Source organism: Clostridium sp. BJN0001 (assembly GCF_022869825.1).
GTDB lineage: Bacteria > Bacillota > Clostridia > Clostridiales > Clostridiaceae > Clostridium.
The window spans coordinates 524,045-546,472 of record NZ_CP094971.1 but is presented as its reverse complement, the minus strand read 5'-3'; the positions used below and the strand labels follow the sequence as shown (position 1 = coordinate 546,472).

24 protein-coding genes and 2 pseudogenes are annotated in these 22,428 nt (G+C 28.2%); 2 read left to right on the top strand and 24 right to left on the bottom strand.

Going from position 1 to position 22,428, the window contains the following annotated elements; genetic code table 11:
* Window positions 1–299 precede the first annotated feature (299 nt).
* The 7 genes and pseudogenes from MTX53_RS02610 to MTX53_RS02580 all read right to left on the bottom strand — a co-directional run bounded on the left by MTX53_RS02610 (window position 300) and on the right by MTX53_RS02580 (window position 6,836).
* On the bottom strand, window positions 300–1,568 hold the full coding sequence (locus MTX53_RS02610; protein ID WP_244833863.1) for an IS4 family transposase: 1,269 nt from the start codon (window positions 1,566–1,568) through the stop codon (window positions 300–302).
* Between the two features lie 86 nt (window positions 1,569–1,654).
* A pseudogene (locus tag MTX53_RS02605) lies at window positions 1,655–2,771 on the bottom strand (NlpC/P60 family protein); the annotation flags it as partial.
* Window positions 2,772–2,932: 161 nt separating this feature from the next.
* The gene (locus MTX53_RS02600; protein ID WP_244833863.1) at window positions 2,933–4,201 is read right to left on the bottom strand and encodes an IS4 family transposase; all 1,269 of its coding nucleotides are present in this window, start codon (window positions 4,199–4,201) and stop codon (window positions 2,933–2,935) included.
* Between the two features lie 361 nt (window positions 4,202–4,562).
* Entirely contained in the window at window positions 4,563–5,255 is a 693-nt protein-coding gene (locus tag MTX53_RS02595) for a cytochrome c biogenesis protein CcdA (RefSeq protein ID WP_244834674.1), read from the bottom strand.
* Window positions 5,252–5,908, bottom strand: a complete 657-nt coding sequence (locus MTX53_RS02590; RefSeq protein ID WP_244834673.1) for a thioredoxin family protein — start codon at window positions 5,906–5,908, stop codon at window positions 5,252–5,254. The genes MTX53_RS02595 and MTX53_RS02590 overlap by 4 nt, the downstream gene beginning before the upstream one ends.
* Window positions 5,909–6,032: 124 nt before the next feature.
* Entirely contained in the window at window positions 6,033–6,293 is a 261-nt protein-coding gene (locus tag MTX53_RS02585; protein WP_244834672.1) for a 4Fe-4S binding protein, read from the bottom strand.
* Window positions 6,294–6,488: 195 nt separating this feature from the next.
* Entirely contained in the window at window positions 6,489–6,836 is a 348-nt protein-coding gene (locus MTX53_RS02580) for a metalloregulator ArsR/SmtB family transcription factor (RefSeq protein ID WP_244834671.1), read from the bottom strand.
* Between the two features lie 254 nt (window positions 6,837–7,090).
* Between MTX53_RS02580 and MTX53_RS02575 the strand changes: the two genes are divergently transcribed.
* The gene (locus MTX53_RS02575; protein ID WP_244834670.1) at window positions 7,091–7,414 is read left to right on the top strand and encodes an FAD-dependent oxidoreductase; all 324 of its coding nucleotides are present in this window, start codon (window positions 7,091–7,093) and stop codon (window positions 7,412–7,414) included.
* A 598-nt stretch (window positions 7,415–8,012) separates the two neighbouring features.
* Here the strand turns inward: MTX53_RS02575 and MTX53_RS02570 are convergent.
* The 11 genes and pseudogenes from MTX53_RS02570 to MTX53_RS02520 form a co-directional block, all read right to left on the bottom strand.
* Complete coding sequence (locus MTX53_RS02570) at window positions 8,013–8,546, bottom strand: permease (RefSeq protein ID WP_244834669.1); 534 nt, start codon at window positions 8,544–8,546, stop codon at window positions 8,013–8,015.
* Complete coding sequence (locus MTX53_RS02565) at window positions 8,543–9,028, bottom strand: permease (protein WP_244834668.1); 486 nt, start codon at window positions 9,026–9,028, stop codon at window positions 8,543–8,545. Before MTX53_RS02565 ends, MTX53_RS02570 begins: the two co-directional genes overlap by 4 nt.
* An 18-nt stretch (window positions 9,029–9,046) precedes the next feature.
* Window positions 9,047–9,967, bottom strand: coding sequence for a cation diffusion facilitator family transporter (locus tag MTX53_RS02560; protein WP_244834667.1), 921 nt, complete (start codon window positions 9,965–9,967; stop codon window positions 9,047–9,049).
* A gap of 28 nt (window positions 9,968–9,995) precedes the next feature.
* Complete coding sequence (locus MTX53_RS02555) at window positions 9,996–11,228, bottom strand: MFS transporter (protein WP_348521797.1); 1,233 nt, start codon at window positions 11,226–11,228, stop codon at window positions 9,996–9,998.
* Between the two features lie 119 nt (window positions 11,229–11,347).
* Window positions 11,348–11,575, bottom strand: coding sequence for a thioredoxin family protein (locus MTX53_RS02550; protein ID WP_244834666.1), 228 nt, complete (start codon window positions 11,573–11,575; stop codon window positions 11,348–11,350).
* A gap of 52 nt (window positions 11,576–11,627) precedes the next feature.
* Window positions 11,628–12,644 (bottom strand): permease, encoded by a 1,017-nt coding sequence (locus MTX53_RS02545; protein WP_244834665.1) that lies wholly within the window; start codon window positions 12,642–12,644, stop codon window positions 11,628–11,630.
* Between the two features lie 34 nt (window positions 12,645–12,678).
* Window positions 12,679–13,041 (bottom strand): metalloregulator ArsR/SmtB family transcription factor, encoded by a 363-nt coding sequence (locus MTX53_RS02540; RefSeq protein ID WP_244834664.1) that lies wholly within the window; start codon window positions 13,039–13,041, stop codon window positions 12,679–12,681.
* Window positions 13,042–13,449: 408 nt separating this feature from the next.
* On the bottom strand, window positions 13,450–13,986 hold the full coding sequence (locus tag MTX53_RS02535; protein WP_244834663.1) for a hypothetical protein: 537 nt from the start codon (window positions 13,984–13,986) through the stop codon (window positions 13,450–13,452).
* Between the two features lie 519 nt (window positions 13,987–14,505).
* A pseudogene (locus MTX53_RS02530) lies at window positions 14,506–14,766 on the bottom strand (sugar phosphate nucleotidyltransferase); the annotation flags it as partial.
* Window positions 14,767–14,876: 110 nt separating this feature from the next.
* On the bottom strand, window positions 14,877–15,638 hold the full coding sequence (locus MTX53_RS02525; protein WP_244834661.1) for a YibE/F family protein: 762 nt from the start codon (window positions 15,636–15,638) through the stop codon (window positions 14,877–14,879).
* Window positions 15,639–15,641: 3 nt separating this feature from the next.
* Window positions 15,642–16,772, bottom strand: coding sequence for a YibE/F family protein (locus tag MTX53_RS02520; protein ID WP_244834660.1), 1,131 nt, complete (start codon window positions 16,770–16,772; stop codon window positions 15,642–15,644).
* 162 nt (window positions 16,773–16,934) lie between these two features.
* Here MTX53_RS02520 and MTX53_RS02515 point away from each other — a divergent pair, with 162 nt between their 5' ends.
* A complete protein-coding gene (locus MTX53_RS02515) occupies window positions 16,935–17,336 on the top strand; it encodes a hypothetical protein (protein WP_244834659.1) in 402 nt (133 codons plus the stop codon).
* 24 nt (window positions 17,337–17,360) lie between these two features.
* On the opposite strand, the gene MTX53_RS02510 is transcribed toward MTX53_RS02515, so the two are convergent.
* The 6 genes from MTX53_RS02510 to MTX53_RS02485 form a co-directional block, all read right to left on the bottom strand.
* Entirely contained in the window at window positions 17,361–18,230 is an 870-nt protein-coding gene (locus tag MTX53_RS02510; RefSeq protein ID WP_244834658.1) for a KilA-N domain-containing protein, read from the bottom strand.
* 207 nt (window positions 18,231–18,437) lie between these two features.
* Window positions 18,438–19,103: an HAD family phosphatase gene (locus MTX53_RS02505; RefSeq protein ID WP_244834657.1), complete on the bottom strand. Its 666-nt coding sequence runs from the start codon at window positions 19,101–19,103 to the stop codon at window positions 18,438–18,440.
* A gap of 20 nt (window positions 19,104–19,123) precedes the next feature.
* Window positions 19,124–19,543, bottom strand: a complete 420-nt coding sequence (locus MTX53_RS02500; protein WP_244834656.1) for a hypothetical protein — start codon at window positions 19,541–19,543, stop codon at window positions 19,124–19,126.
* 200 nt (window positions 19,544–19,743) lie between these two features.
* Window positions 19,744–21,069 carry a 6-phospho-alpha-glucosidase gene (locus MTX53_RS02495; RefSeq protein WP_244834655.1) on the bottom strand — a complete coding sequence of 442 codons (1,326 nt, stop codon included), beginning with the start codon at window positions 21,067–21,069 and terminating at the stop codon, window positions 19,744–19,746.
* Between the two features lie 103 nt (window positions 21,070–21,172).
* Entirely contained in the window at window positions 21,173–21,922 is a 750-nt protein-coding gene (locus tag MTX53_RS02490) for a MurR/RpiR family transcriptional regulator (protein ID WP_244834654.1), read from the bottom strand.
* Window positions 21,923–21,944: 22 nt separating this feature from the next.
* A complete protein-coding gene (locus MTX53_RS02485; RefSeq protein ID WP_244834652.1) occupies window positions 21,945–22,427 on the bottom strand; it encodes a PTS glucose transporter subunit IIA in 483 nt (160 codons plus the stop codon).
* Window position 22,428 lies beyond the last annotated feature (1 nt).

Sequence of the window (22,428 nt, the reverse complement as noted above, 5' to 3'; positions counted from 1 at the left end):
TTGAATTGAAAGGAGCGTCGCTTATGATTAATTTCTTTTAATCGTTTTTCGGCACTCCCTTTAACTCAAAATCAGATATTAACAACTAATTTCTTATGTTTACTAATTAATTACTCTTCTTGCAGCGTAAAATTTATTCACAGGCGCCCAATGTCGTCAACTTAGTAGATTAAGCTATGCAAAAATAAATTGAAAGAAATCATTTTTGATGTCTATTTTAATTTATCTTAAAAAATGGTACACTAAATAAATCCACTGGATAAAGTGAATTTTAAATATGTATTTATTTATATTTAATATTAAAAACAGGATTTAATATTATGATGGTGCTTTTTTCTTGGATGTTTGTTTTTGCGCTCACAAGATCGGTTGCAACGTATTTGTGAGCGTATTTTTATAGCTTTTTCAAGTATTAATTCTAACAGCTTATTTCTTAATCTAGATTTAACTAATAAAGCTATAATTCGTTTGAATACCTGTCCCAAAATAAAATTCCTATTTGATTGATATATTGAATTTAAATCTTTATCCTTATTATCATTTGATATCGCAGCATCGGCATCTTTTTTTATAAGAGCTGCAATCATCGATAAATAAATAGAAACGTAAAAATCTTGCTTTATGGCAATTGGCTTAGTACCTGAAAATTCTTCGATTTTAAGACTGCATTTTAATTCTTTATATTTAGATTCAACGCCCCATCTTAAGAAATAGAGTTCTTTGAATTTTAAAGGCGTAATAGTATCATCATAGATGTTAGTCACTAAAGTTTCTGTCACCTCATCTGACAGCTTAACTTTTACTACTCTTATTTTTTTTATTTCACCTTTAACTTTATATTTTAAAATAAAGTCAGGGGAATCTATTGATTGTGCAAGTTTAAAAGATGTTGATACTCGCATTAAAAATAGTAATTCCTTGGAATTTAAATAATCAAACATATCATATGAAGGATAGCCTCTATCAAAAATAACAATGCTTTTTCGAGGACAGAATTTATCTCCTATTGACTCTATATGTTGTTTTGCAATATGTCTTTCACTTGTCTTATATTTAGTAATTCTAGAATCTACAATAATGTCATTTAATACATCATATAAGGCTGACGCCGTCGCAATAGCAGTTCTTGTCTTATTTTGATTACTGCTTAATCCAAAATATTCACCACATTCTTTTGTATCTGGCACTTGTAGACTAGTTCCATCTACAGCTAGAATATTAAAACCATTCCAAGTGTTTAAATTTTTATTTATACTATAAAATTTATCAACAAAAAGTCTGCATAATTCATTAAAGGCTTCTGGTGATATATTTTGTCTTGCCTTAGAAAATGCTTGTTTTGTTATTGACGGAAATTTTAAACATTTATGATCTTCAATAAAATTATCAATTTCAGAAGAGATGGATTTTCGCAATGCGGAGCAAATAAAATGAACCGTATTTGAAAAGGATAGTTTTCTATTCCTTGAGAATGAGTTACCTAAGCTGTATGCTTCTTTGTACTCACTTGAAGTAATTAAATCGTTTGTTTCTTTTAAAATTAAAGATAATAATCTAGTATTTTTCATAATGTAAAACCTCGCTATAAATTTATTTCTCTATAGCGAGGCTGCAAAATTTTCCACTATTGTCAAGTGTTTTTTTTATTAAATTATCATTTTCTCTTAAGTTGACGACATTGCACAGGCGCCACCTTAACTACATCACCTGTTTGTGGTGCATTAATCATTTGCCCGTTTCCAACATATACTCCAACATGACCTGCATGTGTAAATACTAAATCTCCTGGTTGAAGTTCATCTTGACTGACAGGTTGTCCAGCATTGATTTGTGTATATGTTGTTCTTGATATATCTACTCCTGCAGCATTTTTATATACATATTGAGTAAATCCCGAACAATCAAAACTATTTACACCAGTTGCTCCCCATACATAAGGCTTTCCTAATTGTGCATATGCTGCATTTAAAATAGCCTGAGCATTTCCTGCTGATGGTACAGATACTGACGAACCTGATTTACCTCTACTTGGGCTTACAGCCTTTGTTTCAGCTGTTTTTTTTTGCAGTTACTGCTACCTTAGCTTTCTCTATTTTTTCATTTATTTCTGCAGTAACAATTTCACTTTTAATTTGATTATCTCTAAGGCTTCTTAATTGAGTAATCGCATATTGAAGTTCTGACACTGAACTATTAGAGTTATTTATAACAGAAAATTGAGATTGTACAAGTTCTCTCTCTAATTGTGATAAATATTGTGAGTCAAATTTACTCTTTTCCTCTTTTACTTCACTTGCTAAAGCTTCTGCTTCCTTTTTCTTCCCATCTAATTGACTTAAATTATCTTCTATTTCTTTATTAAGTTTATCAATCTCAATTTTTTTATCTTCTAAAGATTGTATCTTATTGTCTAATTCTTGTTTTTTATCAGTAATATCTTCTATAGCAGCTTTGTCTTTACCTACAATCTTACTTACTGCCTCTGCTCTAGAAAAGAAATCACTTGTTGATTCTGATTCAAGTATAAAACTTAAATAACTGAATTCTAAATCCCCTGACATATACATTGCTTTAACTCGTTGTCCTAAAGCTAAATCTAATGTGTAAATTTCTTTTTTGCATTGTTCAATATCTTTTGTAGTATTATCAATAACTCTATTAATGCTTTTTATCTCTTTTTTATTTTTATCTACTGTTACTTGTAGTGGCTCTATTTGCACATCTAAATCATAAATTTTATCCGATACATATCTTGTAAGAACCATTGAATATCCGCTCGTACAATGTCGTCAACTTAGTAGATTAAGCTATGCAAAAATAAATTGAAAGAAATCATTTTTGATGTCTATTTTAATTTATCTTAAAAAATGGTACACTAAATAAATCCACTGGATAAAGTGAATTTTAAATATGTATTTATTTATATTTAATATTAAAAACAGGATTTAATATTATGATGGTGCTTTTTTCTTGGATGTTTGTTTTTGCGCTCACAAGATCGGTTGCAACGTATTTGTGAGCGTATTTTTATAGCTTTTTCAAGTATTAATTCTAACAGCTTATTTCTTAATCTAGATTTAACTAATAAAGCTATAATTCGTTTGAATACCTGTCCCAAAATAAAATTCCTATTTGATTGATATATTGAATTTAAATCTTTATCCTTATTATCATTTGATATCGCAGCATCGGCATCTTTTTTTATAAGAGCTGCAATCATCGATAAATAAATAGAAACGTAAAAATCTTGCTTTATGGCAATTGGCTTAGTACCTGAAAATTCTTCGATTTTAAGACTGCATTTTAATTCTTTATATTTAGATTCAACGCCCCATCTTAAGAAATAGAGTTCTTTGAATTTTAAAGGCGTAATAGTATCATCATAGATGTTAGTCACTAAAGTTTCTGTCACCTCATCTGACAGCTTAACTTTTACTACTCTTATTTTTTTTATTTCACCTTTAACTTTATATTTTAAAATAAAGTCAGGGGAATCTATTGATTGTGCAAGTTTAAAAGATGTTGATACTCGCATTAAAAATAGTAATTCCTTGGAATTTAAATAATCAAACATATCATATGAAGGATAGCCTCTATCAAAAATAACAATGCTTTTTCGAGGACAGAATTTATCTCCTATTGACTCTATATGTTGTTTTGCAATATGTCTTTCACTTGTCTTATATTTAGTAATTCTAGAATCTACAATAATGTCATTTAATACATCATATAAGGCTGACGCCGTCGCAATAGCAGTTCTTGTCTTATTTTGATTACTGCTTAATCCAAAATATTCACCACATTCTTTTGTATCTGGCACTTGTAGACTAGTTCCATCTACAGCTAGAATATTAAAACCATTCCAAGTGTTTAAATTTTTATTTATACTATAAAATTTATCAACAAAAAGTCTGCATAATTCATTAAAGGCTTCTGGTGATATATTTTGTCTTGCCTTAGAAAATGCTTGTTTTGTTATTGACGGAAATTTTAAACATTTATGATCTTCAATAAAATTATCAATTTCAGAAGAGATGGATTTTCGCAATGCGGAGCAAATAAAATGAACCGTATTTGAAAAGGATAGTTTTCTATTCCTTGAGAATGAGTTACCTAAGCTGTATGCTTCTTTGTACTCACTTGAAGTAATTAAATCGTTTGTTTCTTTTAAAATTAAAGATAATAATCTAGTATTTTTCATAATGTAAAACCTCGCTATAAATTTATTTCTCTATAGCGAGGCTGCAAAATTTTCCACTATTGTCAAGTGTTTTTTTTATTAAATTATCATTTTCTCTTAAGTTGACGACATTGTACGGTCGCTAACATAATAGCTATAATTCTACTTTTCATTCACTATCGGCCTTTAAAAGCCTTCCCTCCTCCATTGATCTATAAAGTTCTCACATAAATTCGTCAGAACCTATAATTAATCTCTTGTGCTTTTTAATTTATCTATAAATTTTATTTTATACTTAAAAATTACTACAATATATAAAACATCTTAAATCATGTTTAGTTCTTTAATATAATATTTAATTGTATTTACTTCAGTCTTACAATTAAAACCCTAAGTAAAACATATAAAATGAAAGTAACAACATTATTAAGCCCATAAGTATTTTTAATATAAAACTTAAATTTCCATATTTATTTGAGCTTGTAATTTTACTTACAAACCCTATAGATGTCCCTGCTATAATAACTAGAACACTATGTCCTATAGAATAAAGCAATAATAACAAGGTTCCAAATATAATATTCCCTTCTTTAGCTACAAAAGCCAATATAACTATTAATGCAGGAGTTGAACAAGGTGATGAAAAGAATCCACCTAATATTCCTGCTATAAATGCACCAATATATCCTGTTTTCTTATTTTTACTTATTGCATAAGAAGATGGTATAAAATTAAACAACTCCCATGTTTGTAATGCCATAAGAACCATAAGTACACCTAATATTAGATACCACCATGATCCTGTACCTTGCATAAGTTTTCCCATTAGAGATGCAACAACACCTAAAGCTGTAAACGTTGATGCTGTTCCAATTGCAAATACTATGGATAATTTAAAAGCTTTTCTAGTATCGTCACTTTTAGTACCTCCAACACAGCTTATTACCAGTGGCACACTAGAAAGTGAACATGGTGTAAATGATGTTAAAACTCCTGTAAATAATGCTAAAAGTGGTGCAAGCCACATTCTTTGAGTAATTAAAGTAGATAAGGATTCTAACCATTCATTAATCATTCTAATCCAATCTCCTTTAATACTTTTAGTATTGAATCTTTATCCATTCCACCTTCATGTACTGTAAATAGATGTTCTCCTGTGGCTTTGTCGCTATACATTGTAAATCCACTTTGAGTATCTTTGGGAACATAAGGTTTTCCATTCTTATCAAAGAAAAATTGTGTTGGTATAACTTTTAATGGTAAATTTTTTGCAGCATCTGCATTCTTCGACACATCTACAAACTTAACTATAGCTTTTCCATTTAATTCTTGATTAAGCGCTTTTAATGTAGGTGCCATTTCCCTACATGGTATACATGTATCTGATCCAAAATCAATAATCATAGGCAGTCTATATGATTTCAATTCATTAAGATTAAAATTATTAGTAGCCTCTAAATCAAATTTACTTGCAACCCCTGAACTAAAGTCTTTTGAACTCTCAGCTTTATTTTCACTTACATTTTCTGAGTCACTTTTAATTTCTGAATTAGAATTATCCCCTTCATTTAATACACTTCCTGCACTATCTGCCAGCTTATCATTATTTAAAGTGTTATTTTTTATATATCCTATACCTGCAATTGCACCAATAATTACAATTACAATCATGCCTTTAAGAATATTTTTTTTAGTAAAATAAGATCCCTCTTTATTTAGTAATGACATATTTTATCACTTCCTCTTTTATAATCTGCTAGTGTTAAGGCAGTAAAGTAACTTCTCATGCCTTACTGCCTTATCAGCTCAATCAATTATTTATTCTAAATATAAATTTCTCCATACTTAAGTATTAGCAACAATCCCCAGAATCGTCCCCACCGCAGCAACATCCGCAATCACTTTTCTCTCCTACATCTCCAACATACTCTATAGCTCCACTTGGGCAAAGGTTTCCACAACCTTTACATCCTTGTATGCATCCATCAGTATTTATAATTTGGGGAGATGGATATTTACTTTTGTCATATACTCCATGACCACACTTGTTTACACAAGCTCCACATTCTAAACATAATTCATAGTTTATTACTGGATACCAACTTTTTGACACATAAATCACTCCTAAAAATTTAATATTCTAGGGTTAATCATATTTATTAACCCTTCTATCAACACACGTAGCTTGAAAAATCTCCGAATCTGATGCTTTTACAAAATTTACTCCAACTGGTTCCCTTTTTTAATTTAAAATATCTTTCATTTTTGTTGAAATTTCATTTAAATTTATCATTATTAGCCCTCATTTTTATTTATTTCTTCCACACATCTTATTAGTAGAAATCTTTTTTCTTAACTTTTCTACATCATTATAAATAACATCATACTTTAAACTATTGTCGTTAATATCCTTTATAAAATTTAACATTTGTTCATCTTCAATATTTAAATAATAGAATATCCACTGATTTTGTCTTTCATCTCTAACAAGCCCCATGTCTCTAAGCTTTGAGAGATGTCTTGATACCTTTGGCTGTGGTAATTCCAGTATTCCACACATTTCACATACACATAGCTCTTTATTATATATGAGCATAATAATTCTTAATCTTGTTTCATCTGATAGTGCATTAAAAAAATTCATAAGATTGTTCATTTATTCTATTCTCCCCCCTAAAGTAATTATCAATTTTCTCCTTAACTGTTTCTTCAACATTTTCAATATTAGTTTCGTCTTTATAATTCTTATTTTTTCATTGTCTACAAACTCTAAAGTTACTTCTCCTGTCATCCCCCAGTATTGCAATCTCCATTATATGGTAAAATTCCTAATTTCATAACCTCCCGCTCCTTAATACATCCATATTCGCATATGCATATATATCCATGTAAATATATTACACTTCTTATTTGCAAGAGTCAATATTTTATAAAGAATCTTTTCTGCAATGTGAAAAAATTTTAGTTGCCATTGGAAGAAAACTTAATTCTGATTCAGAAGCATTTATAAATTTAGGACTTGCCATTGAAAATGGTTCCATTGTAGTAAATAAAAATATGGAAACTAACATAAATGGAGTTTATGCTGCTGGTGATGTTATTGGAGGAAAACTTCTTGCTCACCTTTCATTTATTGAAGAATCGAGTACAGAACCGTTGATGAAATTAGAAAACACAGAGGTGTGGATGCAGGTACTGCTACATCACTTACCGATGATGGCTGGAAAATTGTAGATGAGTTATGTGAGAAAATTTGTGCAACTGTTGATGAAATATTAAAGGAGGACAAATAATATGGCAGATTCAAAAGTTGGAGTGTTATCCTGTAATTGCAGTAGATGGCTGTTCTAAATAGTGTACTAAAAGAGCTACAGAAAAATATAGTGGTGACATAAGTGCTACTGTTGTAGTTTCAGACATATTAGGTGAAGATGTTGCACTTAATAAAACTGTTTCAACTAAAGATTTAACTGAAGAACACTATAAAATGGTAGATAAAGTTGCAGAAGAAATATGTATGAATTTTGATAAGATAATATCAAAGTAAAAATTTGTTGTAAAACTATAAAGGGATGCGTGCATCCCTTTATTTCATTTAATAACTTGTTCTTTCTTTTTATCAAGATCAACCATGAATCCGAACAATGAAGAGATGTGCATGTACCCCTTTATTTTTTACTAATTCATTTATTTTCTCTATATCTTCATCTCTTAATTATATAATTAATTGCTAACATATAATTCCATCTACAGATGCAACTTTACGATAATTCACCATAATATTGACTCCTATTTATTTGTGGAAAAATATAATCTTTATTTTTTAGATACTTTATAGCTTTTCTGCATTCTTGTAAAGTTTCTCAATCTCATCTTTAGACGCAAATGCTGCTAATATATAAGCAATTATTATGATTCCTGGAATATCAATTAATAATCTAGTTATTGCAAAGGTATTTCCAAGTGCTGACATTTCAAATAGTAACATTGGAATTTTCGTAGTAGACCAGGCTCCTATAAATATAAGAATATTGGTAAACTTCACTCCTTTTTTCATAAAAACTGCTGCAACTGGAAATGCTCCATAAAGTGGTCCTGCCGCTGCTGATCCTATGATTATAGATAATATAATCCCTTTGATTCCAGATCCTTCTCCCATGTATTTGATCATAATTTCTTTTGGAACCCATACATCAAGTAATCCGAGTAGCATAAAAACTGGTGGTATAACTAATGCCATTTCTTTAAAACTAAAACCTGCAATACCTAAAGATTTAAGTCCTAATTCTTTATTAATCATAGTGATAATTCCTACAATAATTATTGTTCCAAGAAAAAATCTATATTTCTTAATTAAATTCTTCATATTCCACTAACCACCTTTCCAATAATAAATGCAACTAAGAATGAAAATATAAATGCAAATACATTTCTTAAAATAGTTAATTTCTTGCCAAAATATTTTATTTCAACTGGCATAGTAACAATCCCTACCATCATTAAAGTTGATAAGAAAGCTGCTATTTGCATAATTCCTGCTCCATTTTGTACAAGCATTGCTGCTGTTGGAAAAGCTACAAATCCAGGTATTAATGTTATTGCACCAACTAATGCTGCAGCTATAACTCCAAACCATCCAGAATTACTTCCAATAATTTTTGATATTACCTCTGCATCTAATACAGCTAATAATACACCTACAAGCATTATAACTCCTAAAAACTCAGGTAAAATATTTTCAAATGACTTCCACGCTTTTTTAAGTGCCATTTTAGTTTTTTTCTTATCTTTATAAAATGAAATAATAAATAAAATTATTGTCATTCCATATAAAATATAATTACTCATTTAATATCACTTCCTCTTTTATTCATTTTCAACTATTCCAGTATTATCGCAACAGTTATATTCAAACTGAATTGTAATATGCTTAATTCCAAAATGCTCTTTTAATTCATGTTCAATATCTTCATAAATACTTGTTGTTTCGCTTACTAATATATCTTGTTTCAAGTTAACATGACATTCAAAAAATATATTACTATCATTTAATCCCCATATATGTACATGATGAACATTTTTTATCCCTTCTATTTCTTCAAGTTCGTGAGCAAGTTCATTTATATTTATATTTTCCGGAACTCCCTGCATCAAAATATTAATTGCTTGTTTTAGTATTTCATAACTTTCTTTAAGCACATATATTGCTACAAGTATAGTAATAAGTGGATCAACCCAATAAATATTAAAATAATAAATAATTATTCCACATATAACTACTCCAACTGAAGATAATGCATCACTTATAAGGTGAAGATATGTAGATTTCATATTTATATCTTCCTTTGAACCTTTGCTAAGTAAATATGCTCCTAAAGCATTTGCAATAAGACCTATTAGTGCTACCCATATAACTATTACACCATTTATTTTTTCTGGCGTTATAAATTTAAAATATGCTTCTTTAAAAAGAAATAATGAAATAACAATTAAAACTGTAGAATTAATTAATGCTGCAATTATTGTAGAACGTTTATAACCAAAAGTTCTTTTTTCATCATTGCTTTTTTCTGATATCTTAATTGCAAAATAACTTACTACAATAGCCAACATATCACTAAAACTATGAAGTGCATCAGACAGCAAAGACAAACTTCCTGAATATATTCCACCTATAACTTCTGCTACTGTTATAGCAAGATTTAAGATCATTGTTATAATAAGATTACTAGTTTTTACATTACTTACATCATGTGAATGGCTATGATTATGATTATGATTTGACATAATTTTCACCTCCGATTTTCAATAAATCTTATACATCTCGTATTAATAAAAAACTCAATATTAGAGTTACAATTAAAGCAAGCCCATATATTATAAATAAACTATTTAAAGAGTATGCTATAATTATTTTTCCACCAATGGCAGTTCCAACTCCACCGCCACCCATGAAGCAAAATGCAACCAATGACATTGCTGCTCCTCTTGCCTTTTGTGCAAATCCTGTTGCTCTTGTAAGCAGCGTTGAATGTGTTAAAATAAATCCTAATCCAAGTAGTGATACTCCTAAAATAAGCAAGTAAATATTACTACCAAAATAGAAAATTATCATATCTGCAATTGAAGCAGATAGTAGTCCAAAACTTAAAACCTTCTTCTTACCAAATTTATTAGCTAGTTTTCCACTTAATCTTCCTCCAATAACAGACATTATTCCAAAAGCAGTTAATATCATACCTATGCTAAAATAATTAAAATTATATGTTTTAGCTATATACGAACCTGTATATGAAAAGCTCCCTACTATAAATATTCCTTCAAGCAAAACTATTAAATATGTAAATAAGCTCTTTGAATTAGATAAAAGTCTAATATATGGTTTTAATATTTCACTATTGGGATTTTTTTCTGATGGTAGTTTTTTATAATTAGCTATTAAAAGTATAGTTGGTATTAATGAAAGAACTGCATATGCTATAAATACACCTCTCCAATTTAAGAAGTATGCTATTGTTCCTCCTATGGCCATACTTAAACCTTGACCTAAAAATGATATCCCCATAAATGTTCCAATAGCTTGTTGCCTTTCTTCCATAGGAAATATATCACCAATAAGTGCAAGGGAAATTGGCATTACTGAAGCTGCAAAAATTCCTGTAAGTGCTCTATAGATTGCTAGATTAGTCAGTGAAGATCCTAATGCACATAGACCAGTTGCAATTGTAAACATAATTATAGAAAAAGTTATAACTTGTTTTTTACCGTATCTATCTGCAAGCGGTCCAAATATTATTTGAAATATCCCAAAGGGAATCATATATGCAGTAACAAGCAACCCGGCTTTCGCTATATCAATGTTTAAATTTTCAGCTACGGCAGGTAGTATAGGTGATACCACCCAGTTATCTGCCATAACTATAAATCCTGCCAAACCTAATAACAAAATAATACTGTTTTTATTTATATTCTTTTTTTCCATATTAAAATTTTCCTTCCTTTTTTTAATCTTTTGTAAAGTTCCATGTTTTATAATGCTATTTTCCATAGATATACTCTACATGTTTTATCAAGTATTTTATTTATATTTTGAGTTAAAAATATATTATAAAGGACTATCTCAAAGTTACATTTTAATCTTTTGAGATAGCCCCTACCTTTTTTAGATTATAGATATTTTTTAATTTCTTCCGCTGTTGGAACTCTTCCAAAAACTTTAACTTTTTCATCTACTACAAGACCTGGTGTCTTCATAATTCCATATTTCATAATATCCTTAATATCTGTAACTTTTTCAATTGTAGCATCTAGACCTAACTCTTCTACTGCCTTTTTAGCATTTTCTTCTAATCTTTTACAATTTGAACATCCTGTTCCTAATATTTTTATTATCATTTTTATCAAACTCCTCTTTTATATTTTTTATTTAAATTATGCTTCTTTAGACTTACATAAATAAAAATCCAAAAGCATTAAATAAATATCCAATTATTAATATTCCTGCTGATACAATAGCAACAAATATTGCTAATAATTTAGTTTTAACTACTTTACTTAACATTATTATTGATGGAAGAGAAAGGGCTGTTACTGCCATCATAAATGAAAGTACTGTACCTATTCCTACACCTTTTCCAAATAACGCTTCTGCAATTGGAAGTGTTCCAAATATATCAGCATACATTGGTATTCCAACTACTGTTGCTATAAGAACTGAAAATGGATTGTTTGCTCCAATAACATTTTGAATTATGGACTCCGGAATCCAATTGTGTATTGCTGCACCTATTCCTACTCCAATTAGTACATATAACCATACTTTTTTAAATATTTGCATTACTTGATCTTTTGAATATGATATTCTTTCATCCCTAGTTAATTCAATTATTTCTGCATCTACATTTTCAATTTCTTTTACATAGCCTTCTACATACTTTTCAAGTTTTAATTTATCAATAATTGTTCCACCTATAACTGCAAGTATTAATCCTACAATTACATAAGCTGCTGCAATTTTTGCTCCAAAGAAAGACATTAATAAAAGAAATGATGCTAAATCTACAAGTGGTGAAGAAATTAAAAAGGAAAATGTTATTCCAAGTGGCAATCCCGCTGAAGTAAAGCCTATAAATATAGGAATACTAGAACAACTACAAAATGGAGTGATTGTCCCAAGTAATGCTCCAAGTATATTTCCTTTTATACCTTTTATATTACCTAAAATTTTTCTTGTTCTCTCGGGTGGAAAATAACTTTGTATATAAGATATGATAAAAATAAGTACAGATAACAATATAAATATTTTTACAGTATCATATATAAAAAAGTGAATACTTCCTCCAAGCCTTTCATTAATTGGCAAACCAAAAACATTTTCAACTAATTTTTTTACTAAATTAGATAGCCAAGTCATCTTTAATAATTGATCATTCAGCCATCCAAATATTATTAATATAAATTCCATAACTTATTACTCCTTTCTTACTTTGTTTAATTGCTTACGCCTCTTTATTTCTATTTTCACACATTTTTCTTTCCTTAATTTCATCAGCGTATTTTAATCTTCCTAGATCATCTTTTATTACTTCATACTCATTAGAATTTTCTATTATGTCTTTTAAAATATCCTTTAACATTTGATTATCATTCAAATAGTAATATATAAATTTCTCTTTTCTTTCATCTTTTACAAAACCCATATCTCTAAGTTTTGCTAAGTGCTTTGAAATTTTAGGTTGTGACTCTTCTTCTAATATGCCTTGCAGTTGGCAAACACATAATTCCTTGTTATACAGCAATACTAAAATCCTTAGTCTTGTTTCATCTGATAGTACCTTAAATAAATCTGTAAGTTTATACATTTTTACACTTCCTTTTGTTAATATCTATTAAATTTTAACACTCATATACTTGTATGAGTATATGAGTATATTATTCTTTTATATTGGATTTGTCAACCTATAAAATTAAATTTTTATTTATATTTTTGTGTTAGTGACAATAGTAGAAGTTTTTTATTCTTTAATTAAGTAGCTTATGATGATACCTTCTCACTAAAAATATTAACAAGAAAATCTGCTTCGCAGACTGTGTGTTTCTATTACTTTCAAAAGTTATCCATAGATTTTACTTGATTATAACTGGTCTAAAGAATAAAAAGAAGAATCCTAATTACCATAGAATTCTTCTTTTTTGATATTATATTTATTTTGAGTACCATTAAAATCAACGCTTTTAATATTTCATATATTTAAATTATTTATTAAAATTTAAATACTTTTATATATTTTATTATCTCTAATTTCATATCCATTCTTTTGATAAAAATGAATTAATCTATCTCCATGATTCTTTAATTCATTAGGAGACAAATCTCCTTTAATTTGTTTTACATTATTCTCGACTATTATTTCTTCTAAATATTTCAGAGCTTCACTCCCTATTCCAATATTAACTTTAATTGGCACAATATCTATTATTTCTACATAAGGCTCTTTATTATCACTAAACAAGTCCTCCTTTATTGAATAATATAGTTTCCCATAATCACCCAATTCAGATATAAAATATATACTTCCATTCCTTCCAAACAAAGAATCTTTTTCATCTGATAAACTATTTACAAAATATATTTCATCTCCATTTTTTGTTTTTACAAGCTTTTCTCCTGAATAATATGAAGCTAAATTATACTTCATTTTTTCTAAATAGTATTTTAAATTATCAACATTTTTAAACTTTTCATATGGTAGAATTCTTGTTTGAATTTCTAGTTTATTGCTATTTTTATTATAGACTTGTATCATTTATCTTCTTCTGTATTTAAGTAAATTTTATTATTGTTGTCGGAACAATTTTTCATTGTTAATAACCATAGTAAATTAATAAGAATAATTCCAAATTATTTACTTTTTTAATAACTCTTCATCACTAAAACTACCAAACTCTTCAATATATTTTTGATTTTTTCACTCTTAATCTATTATTAAATGTAAAACACTTTTTATTCATAAACTTCAACCTCCCATCTATACTATAGACAGAAAAATGAAAATTCAAATTTTCAGTCTCTAAAGTTAAGTAATATTTAATAGTAAACTTGATTATCTTCAACAATTTTAATGTACTAATTCAATATGTACTTTCATGAAAGTCTCCATCTCTAAATCATATTTATACATTTTAAATAAAGTGTTACTTAATTATTTAAATTCGAAAAAAATCCTGATTATTTATATAATCAATATATATTTATTAATATCAACTCAATTTCAAAATAAATACTATCCATCCCAATTTTTCAAAAAGACCCTTATCGTCTATAAAGCAGTCTCTCTATTAAGTGGTTCAACGAAAATATTATTTTCATCTATATCTTTAAGTTCTTCTTTTACTTTATCTTTATAAAAAGTATTAGTAACAACGTAGATATTTTTCTTATCAATTATTGATTTTACCCTATCTACAGTATTTACTAAAAAGCTTTTACCATTAATTAGTTTTAAAAATTGTTTAGGGAGATTTGCTCTTGAAAGCGGATACAGTCTGCTGCCTTTTCCTCCAGCTAAAATAAGCCCGTATATCACGTATTTTCAACTCCACTTAATAATATAATTTATTATATGTATTTTTTTTACTAATTGTGAGGATTTATAAATTTAAAGAAAAAGAGCATTTTGACAATTATATCTATTATCTATTTTGCTTTTTTATTTATAAACATTAATTTAGATGTAACAAAAGCATTAATAGGTATAATAAGTATAATTCCTACTCCACAGCATATAGATTGAAAAACTTCTGAACAAAATACTTTTGCATTCATAATTGTACTTAATGAGTAATGAAGCTGGTTAAAATATATCATCAAAGTCATAAAACCGCTTATGTATGCAAAAAATAATGTATTAGTCATTGTACCCAAAATGTCTTTTCCTATATTCATACCTGATTTAAATAGTTCATGCTGCGTTATACTAGAATAGCTTTTATAAATTTCATTCATAGATGATGATATTGATATAGATACATCGATAATTGCACCAAGTAGTCCTATTAATATTTCACAAATAACTATTTTAGAAAAATCAATTTGAACATATAAAGAATAAAATGATACTAAATCTATCTGCTCATCACTAAAGCCTTGTATATTTGCATTTATTCCCATCTTATATGTGACAGCCATAACTAATGTTATTACTATGATAACCGATATTAATGAGGATATTGTCTTTTTATTATATCCATTAATAAAAAATAAACTGAAAAAGCTTATAATCATAGCACCTATAAATGTAACTTTAATTGGATCTATTTTAGCACCTATCAATATAAGCATAAAAAACAGAGTAAAAAAATTCAAAATTAATGTTGAAAATGACTGAACTCCTCTTTTACCTCCAATAGCTCCCATTAGAATTAGTAGTATTATGAGTAATATTAATATAATATTCATAACTTAAACCTCTCCTATCTTACGATTCTTAAGAATTAAAATAGAAGTATACATAGTAATAGGAATGCTTAATACGATACCTATACTTCCAACAATTGCCCTCATATATTCTAAAGAAAGATTAAAACTTATTATATACGTAATTGGCACACCATCTCTTAAATAGAGTAATATAGTTGGAATACTCCCACTTAAATATGCGAAAACTAAAGTATTAGCCATAGTTCCCATAATATCTTGTCCAATTTCTCTTGAAGATTTAATTATATCTTTTTTACTAACATTAGGATTTTTATCATACAATTCCTGTACTGCTGAAGAAATTGAAATTGCAATGTCCATTATTGCACCTAATGTACCTACCATAAGCTCAATATAAAATATTGTCTCTGGTGGCAAAGTAAGAAAATCCATCTCTTCAAAATGAACTCCGCTCCAATTATTTAGCTTAATAACTATTCCTGCAATGAGCATTGATGCAAAAGTTCCTGCTAAAGTTCCTGTTATAGCTGCAAACCCTTTCTTATTTTTCCCACATACTATTATTATTGAAGAAACAATAAATAGTATGCTGGCTATTATAGAAAAGAATATTAAGTAATCTCCTTTAGTAAATAATTTAATCATAATAAAAGAAATTACTATATTAATAAATAGACTAGCTATGGACTTAAATCCTTTTGACTCTCCTACTAATAAGATTAACAGAATAAAAATGTTTATTATGTATACAATATACTTGTCTCTTTTAAATTCAGTTATCTTTGCAGATGTTATCTGATTGTTATCATCATCCACAATTGATAAGAAAACCTCATCATTTATCTGTAAATTCAAATCATTAGCACCAGAAAACGAAGCCACATTATGAAGATTAACTTCTTCACCTTTATGAATACCATTCATAATAATAGCTTCAATTTTTTGATTTTTCATCGGTTCTATTTTTCCATCATTAGTTTGCTTGCTTGATTCTTCTTCACTTATCTCAATTATTTTAGCTATAGGTTTATTATATAATCCTTCATTATTTGAAATAAAAATCAAACTAAATAAGGATAGAATTATTAATCCTACCCATATCACTAATTTTCTTTTATTATTTATTATCTTTTTAATAAAATCATTAATCATTTTTGCCTCTATAATTCTTGCATTAAATTAGTAAATTTGTATCTTAAGAATTATACTACTATGGGTTATTTAAGCAAATATAAAATTACAATCCTTTGTTGCTTTTACAAATAAAGTCAGTATAATTATATTTATACAGTCTTATCAAAGGAGTTTATAGATATGAAAAAAATCCTATCTTCATTATTAATAATATTTGCATTAATTTCATCCATTTCAGGATGTACGAGTAAAAACAAATCCCAATATAATTACAAAGGCGAAAATGAAAATTGGTATGCTGAGTATACTGTATCTAAATTAAACAATAGAAAAACAAGAAAACTTACGCTTACTTATAAAGGCAATTTATCAGATTTGCAATCTTCCAAATGCTTAAAATATTCATACAAAACAGATATTAATCATGGAGAAGGTGAAATATATTTAGATCCTTCAATTGATTCAAAAAAGTTTACCCATGAGGTTTATTCAGAAAGTTCAAATATAATAATAAAAAAAGCTTCTTCAGTTTCTGTAGTAATTTCTCTTGATGATAAAAGCGAAAGTATAGAATTACATTAAATAATGTAAAAAGAGTTTATTATTTTACTTACCATCACCTAATTGTTTTCTGTTTAAGTCTTCTAATTTTTTAACACTCTTATTATCTAATAACGATTTTAACTGTGTTCTTGCTATCTTATTTAATTCTATAAGTCTTTGTTTTTGATCTAACCCTTTTCCAATAAAATTGGCATTCATGTTTTCAAGATTAGCCATTACAATAAGCTGTTCAATTGTTGCATAATCTCTTATATTACCCTTCAAATCTGGATTTTCATCACGCCACTGCTTTGCAGTTTTCCCAAACAAAGCCATATTTAACATATCTGCCTCATTTGCATATGTAAATCCTATTTGCTTATTTGTTAAATCATTAGAAATTAGATTTTCTTTTATGGCATCTGTGTGTATTTTATAATTTACTTTAGAAAGCACACGATTTACATTCCATTCCAATGATAGCCTACTATTTTCGTCCTGCTTTAACCTTTGATAATCTTTAATTATATACAGTTTAAATTCAGGTGAAACCCATGATGCAAATTCAAAAGCAATATCTTTATGTGCATATGTTCCACCATACCTACCTGCTTTTGAAATAATACCAATTGCATTTGTTGCTGATATCCATTTTTGTGGTGACAATACAAACGCATTTCTTCCCGCCTCTTTTTTAAACCCGTCGAATTCGACGGGTTTAAAATCTGGATTACTCATCTTCTCCCACAATCCCAAGAATTCAATAGTATCTCTATTCCTAAGCCAATTACGAATGACATCATTCGGTTCATCACTTTTATGTTTTGCAATATCGGTTAAACTAATATAATCATCTTCGTTTCCTTTTGAAACAACAGAAATATCTGCTCCATTTGCATGTATAGTTGCTTTATATTCTTTCTTTTCAGGCATTAATTAAACCTCTCTTATCATAATTTAATACTATTATTTTATCACATAATAGTTTAGCTTATCTTATTTCTTCTTAAAAATCTATCATGTGCTTTTCTTACATTATCTCCTAACGTGGTAGTTGTAAAACAAATTGTCGCAAAAATTTATAAGTATTATCTTTCCACTTTGAAATTAAAAGTTCTAGCAGATTTATAAAATTTAATTCTATCTTTTCAAAATCCCCTCTATCTCCTCTTTAATCTCAAACAAATCCCTAAAACTTTTATAGCTGTATTCTAAAATTTCTTTGTTAGGTTTTTTTAAATCAACGACATGAAAAGCTGTAATATTTCCATTATATGCAGCTTTTATTCCAGATAATGAGTCCTCAATAACTATGCAGTTTTGAGGTTTTTCAAAAAGAAGTTCTGCTGCTTTTAAAAATATTTCAGGATCAGGCTTTGCATTTTTTATATCATCTTTACATACTACAGTATCAAATAAATGCTCTATATGTGATAGCTTAAGCTGCAAAGTAACCCTCTTTTTTGTAGCTGATGTTGCAAGTGCTATCTTTATGTTATTTTCCTTTAAAAAATTTAGTATTTCTAATGCTCCATCTTTTATAGAAACCTCTCCATTTTTAATGCTCTCTTTTATCATTATGTCTTTTTTTAAATACATTTCTTCTATAGGAAGAGAGTCTCCATATATTTTTAAAAATGTTTTCTTAACATTATCCCTGCCAGAGCCCATTACAGATGTGTATATTTCTTTTGTCATGGTATATCCATATTCATCAAATATTTTTTCCCATGTTTTAAGATATAACCTTTCCGTATCAAAAATAACTCCATCCATATCAAATATTACTGCTTTTATATCCTTCATCTCAATCTCCTAGATTTATTTTATATTGAATTATAATAGAGATTATCTGTTTCAATCGTAAATTCATCTCCATTTACATCTGTTCCAGAAATTGTAATATTATCTGAATAAAAATCATACTTAACTAAACATTTTTTATCAAGAGTATCATTTTCTGAAACACATTCAATACTTATTATACTCCTAGATAAGCTTCCTAAGGAATGTGAAAACATATTTTCAATACGTATTTTTTTCACTTTATAATGTGTACCTTTGCTGTGTCCTACAGAGCTAAGAGCCTCACATACTCTTTTTAAATATATTTTTGTATTTTCTTCACATTCCTTAAAATTATAATTTTGAATAAACTCCTTATAATCAAAGAAGTTACATCCAAGTATTTCATTTTTTATTGTATAGTTTCTTTCCTCATTAAGTTCTAATATCTTTTTATCCATAATTCTCCACTCCTTTTATCTAAAAAAGAAGCGAAACAGAAAAATCCATTTCACTTCTTTGTGACCGATAATATAGTATTTATTTTTAGTATACATTAATGTTATATCGTTGTAAATATGAAAAAACTGACGCAGAAGTTTTCTTATGCGTCAGTTTCATTTTATTTACAATATATTGATAATGAGAGAGCGATTTTTCTTTAGTTTAATGGTGGGAAATAATCTTTGTTTGCTTCTATTAGCTTGTCTAAAACTTCTTTAGCTTTTTCAGCATCATTGATTAATCTATTTAAAGTTAATGCCTGTAATGCCTTTACATATGAATGTTCATAGTAAGCATCTATTAAAAGTTTTTCTGAAGCAACTTGTTGTTCTAAAAGACCTTTGTAGAATGTAGGAATCTTTCCAACTCCAAGTGGTCTAGGTCCATTAAATCCTAATTCTGCTGCAACTTCAACCATTGCATCATCATCCATGTTGCTTATTGCACCATTATTTTCTACGATAACTATATATCTGTTATTTCTATTATAAGCAATTGACATTGCAACTTCTATCATAAATTCTGCATGTGCATCTTCATGAATATCTAAAATTCCTTTAGTTGTTCCTTTAGCAATTACTTCTCTTGCTTCTTCAAATACTCTCTTTTCTCTTCCTTCCTGGATTTCATTTGTACGTGTGAAATCAGGGTTTAAGATACTTAACTTATGATTCTGGTATAAGTAATACTGATCATATGAGTTTGGAAGGTAATCTGGGAAGTCTTCTAACATCTGTTGAACAAATCCGTATGTATCAAGCCATGACTGATCTCTTTGTTCTGCATCTTGTGGAAGGAATCCTCTTTCATGGATTATCTTCTTTAATTTTGGTAATAAATCTTCTCCTGTTTCTTTGTTATATAAATGAGTGAACCATCCATAATGGTTAAGTCCAAAGTAAACTGGATCTATTATATTGTAGTCGCAATTTAATGAACGACTTGCTGAACGTATGATGTTTTCTGGCTGATCACATATATTTAAAATGTGTGTATCGTTAGGGAATTCTCTTCTAAGTGCTTCTGCAACAATTGCAGCAGGGTTAGAATAGTTTAATACCCATGCATCCTTTGAATATTTTCTTAAGTCATAAATAGCTTTTATCATTTCCTTAGTAGATCTAAGTCCATAAGCAAATCCACCGGCTCCAACTGTTTCTTGTCCAATAAGTCCCATCTTTAAAGGAATCTTTTCATCCTTTTCACGCATTGCATATTTTCCAACACGCATCTGCATGAATACGAAATCCATATCTGTATATGCTTCTTTAGGATCTGTTGTATATGAGAATTCAACTTCTGGTGCATATTCTTTAAATAATATCTTTCCAGCTGCTCCTATTGGTTCTTGTCTTTCTTTATCAATATCAAAAAGGACTAATTTCTTTAATGGGAATTTATCCTTAATTCTTACAAATGATTTTAAAAATCCTGGAGTAAATGTACTTCCTCCACCAACTATTACTACATTAAACTTCTTCATAAATATCATCCTTTCTTAACTTCATACTCTTATTATAATTTTATATTCAATCTTTTAAATGCTTTTTAATGATTTTGAAACAATATTCATATTATGAAATTTATTAGCTTTGCGATAATTTTTTCTTATATCCGATAAATGACTGTACTATCATCTCTCCTGCAAGCAGAAGCTCTATATGAGAACTTATACTTCTTTCATTTAACTGATACGTAGTAACTCCTGTGTAAAAACTTATATCAGCTAAACGAGATATTGTATTATTAGATAAACCTGTTATTGAAACAATCTTTACCTGCTTCTCTTTTGCTACCATTAGAGCTTTTATAACCTGACTTGTCTCACCTGACACTGAAAATACTAAGATAAGATCGCTTTTATCTAATGTTTCTGCCTGCATTGTCATCATAGAGTTGTCGTCATAACTAAAAGCCATAAGACCTAGTCCTCTTAATATTTTTGCAACTTGATGACAGACAAAGCTTGTAGCTCCTGTGCCAAAAAATTCTATACGTCTTGCACTATCTATTAATTTTGCAACTTCTTCTAAAGAAGACTGCTTCATAAACTCAAATGTTTTTTCAATATCTTTCTCTATACATACGTCAATCTTTTCTTTATGCATTTTCTGAAACTGAAACTTTATATAATTTTTAAATTCGAGAAAGCCATTAAATCCTAGCTTTTTGCAAAACCTAACTACAGTAGCCGATGAAACAAATGTAGCACTCGCAATATCCTTAACTTTAAGATTTTCAATATCTTTTATGTGTTCGAAAGAATAATTTAATATTTCCATATCATTTTTATTCAGATTCTTTACATTTTGTATCATCTCGTTTAATAAATCCATAATAACCTCTATCATTCATTAATTATTCAATTTGCATAATAACTGCATTATTATCTATATAATCGTCTTCCATTCTACTTTTTATAAAATGATTATCTTCGTTTCCTTCATCCATACATATAATCATTATTGTTGAATCTACATTCTTTTTCTTTAAGAAATCAAGATCCATGCTTCCTATTAAATCTCCATCTCTTACATTATCACCTTCTTTTATATTTATTTCAAATGGTTCACCCTTAAGCGAAATAGTATTTATTCCTAAGTGCAAAAGTAAATTGAACCCTTTTGTGCTTTTTATAACAATAGCATGCTTTGTTGGGAAAACAGTCTGAACTGTTCCATCTATAGGAGAATATATCTTCCCATCTTCAGGTATAACAGCTATTCCATCGCCAATCATTTTTTTTGAAAAAACTTCATCGCTAATTTCTTCTAGCTGTCTTACCCAGCCTGCTGCACATGTTTTTATATCTATATTTTTCTTTTTAAACAAATTAAACATC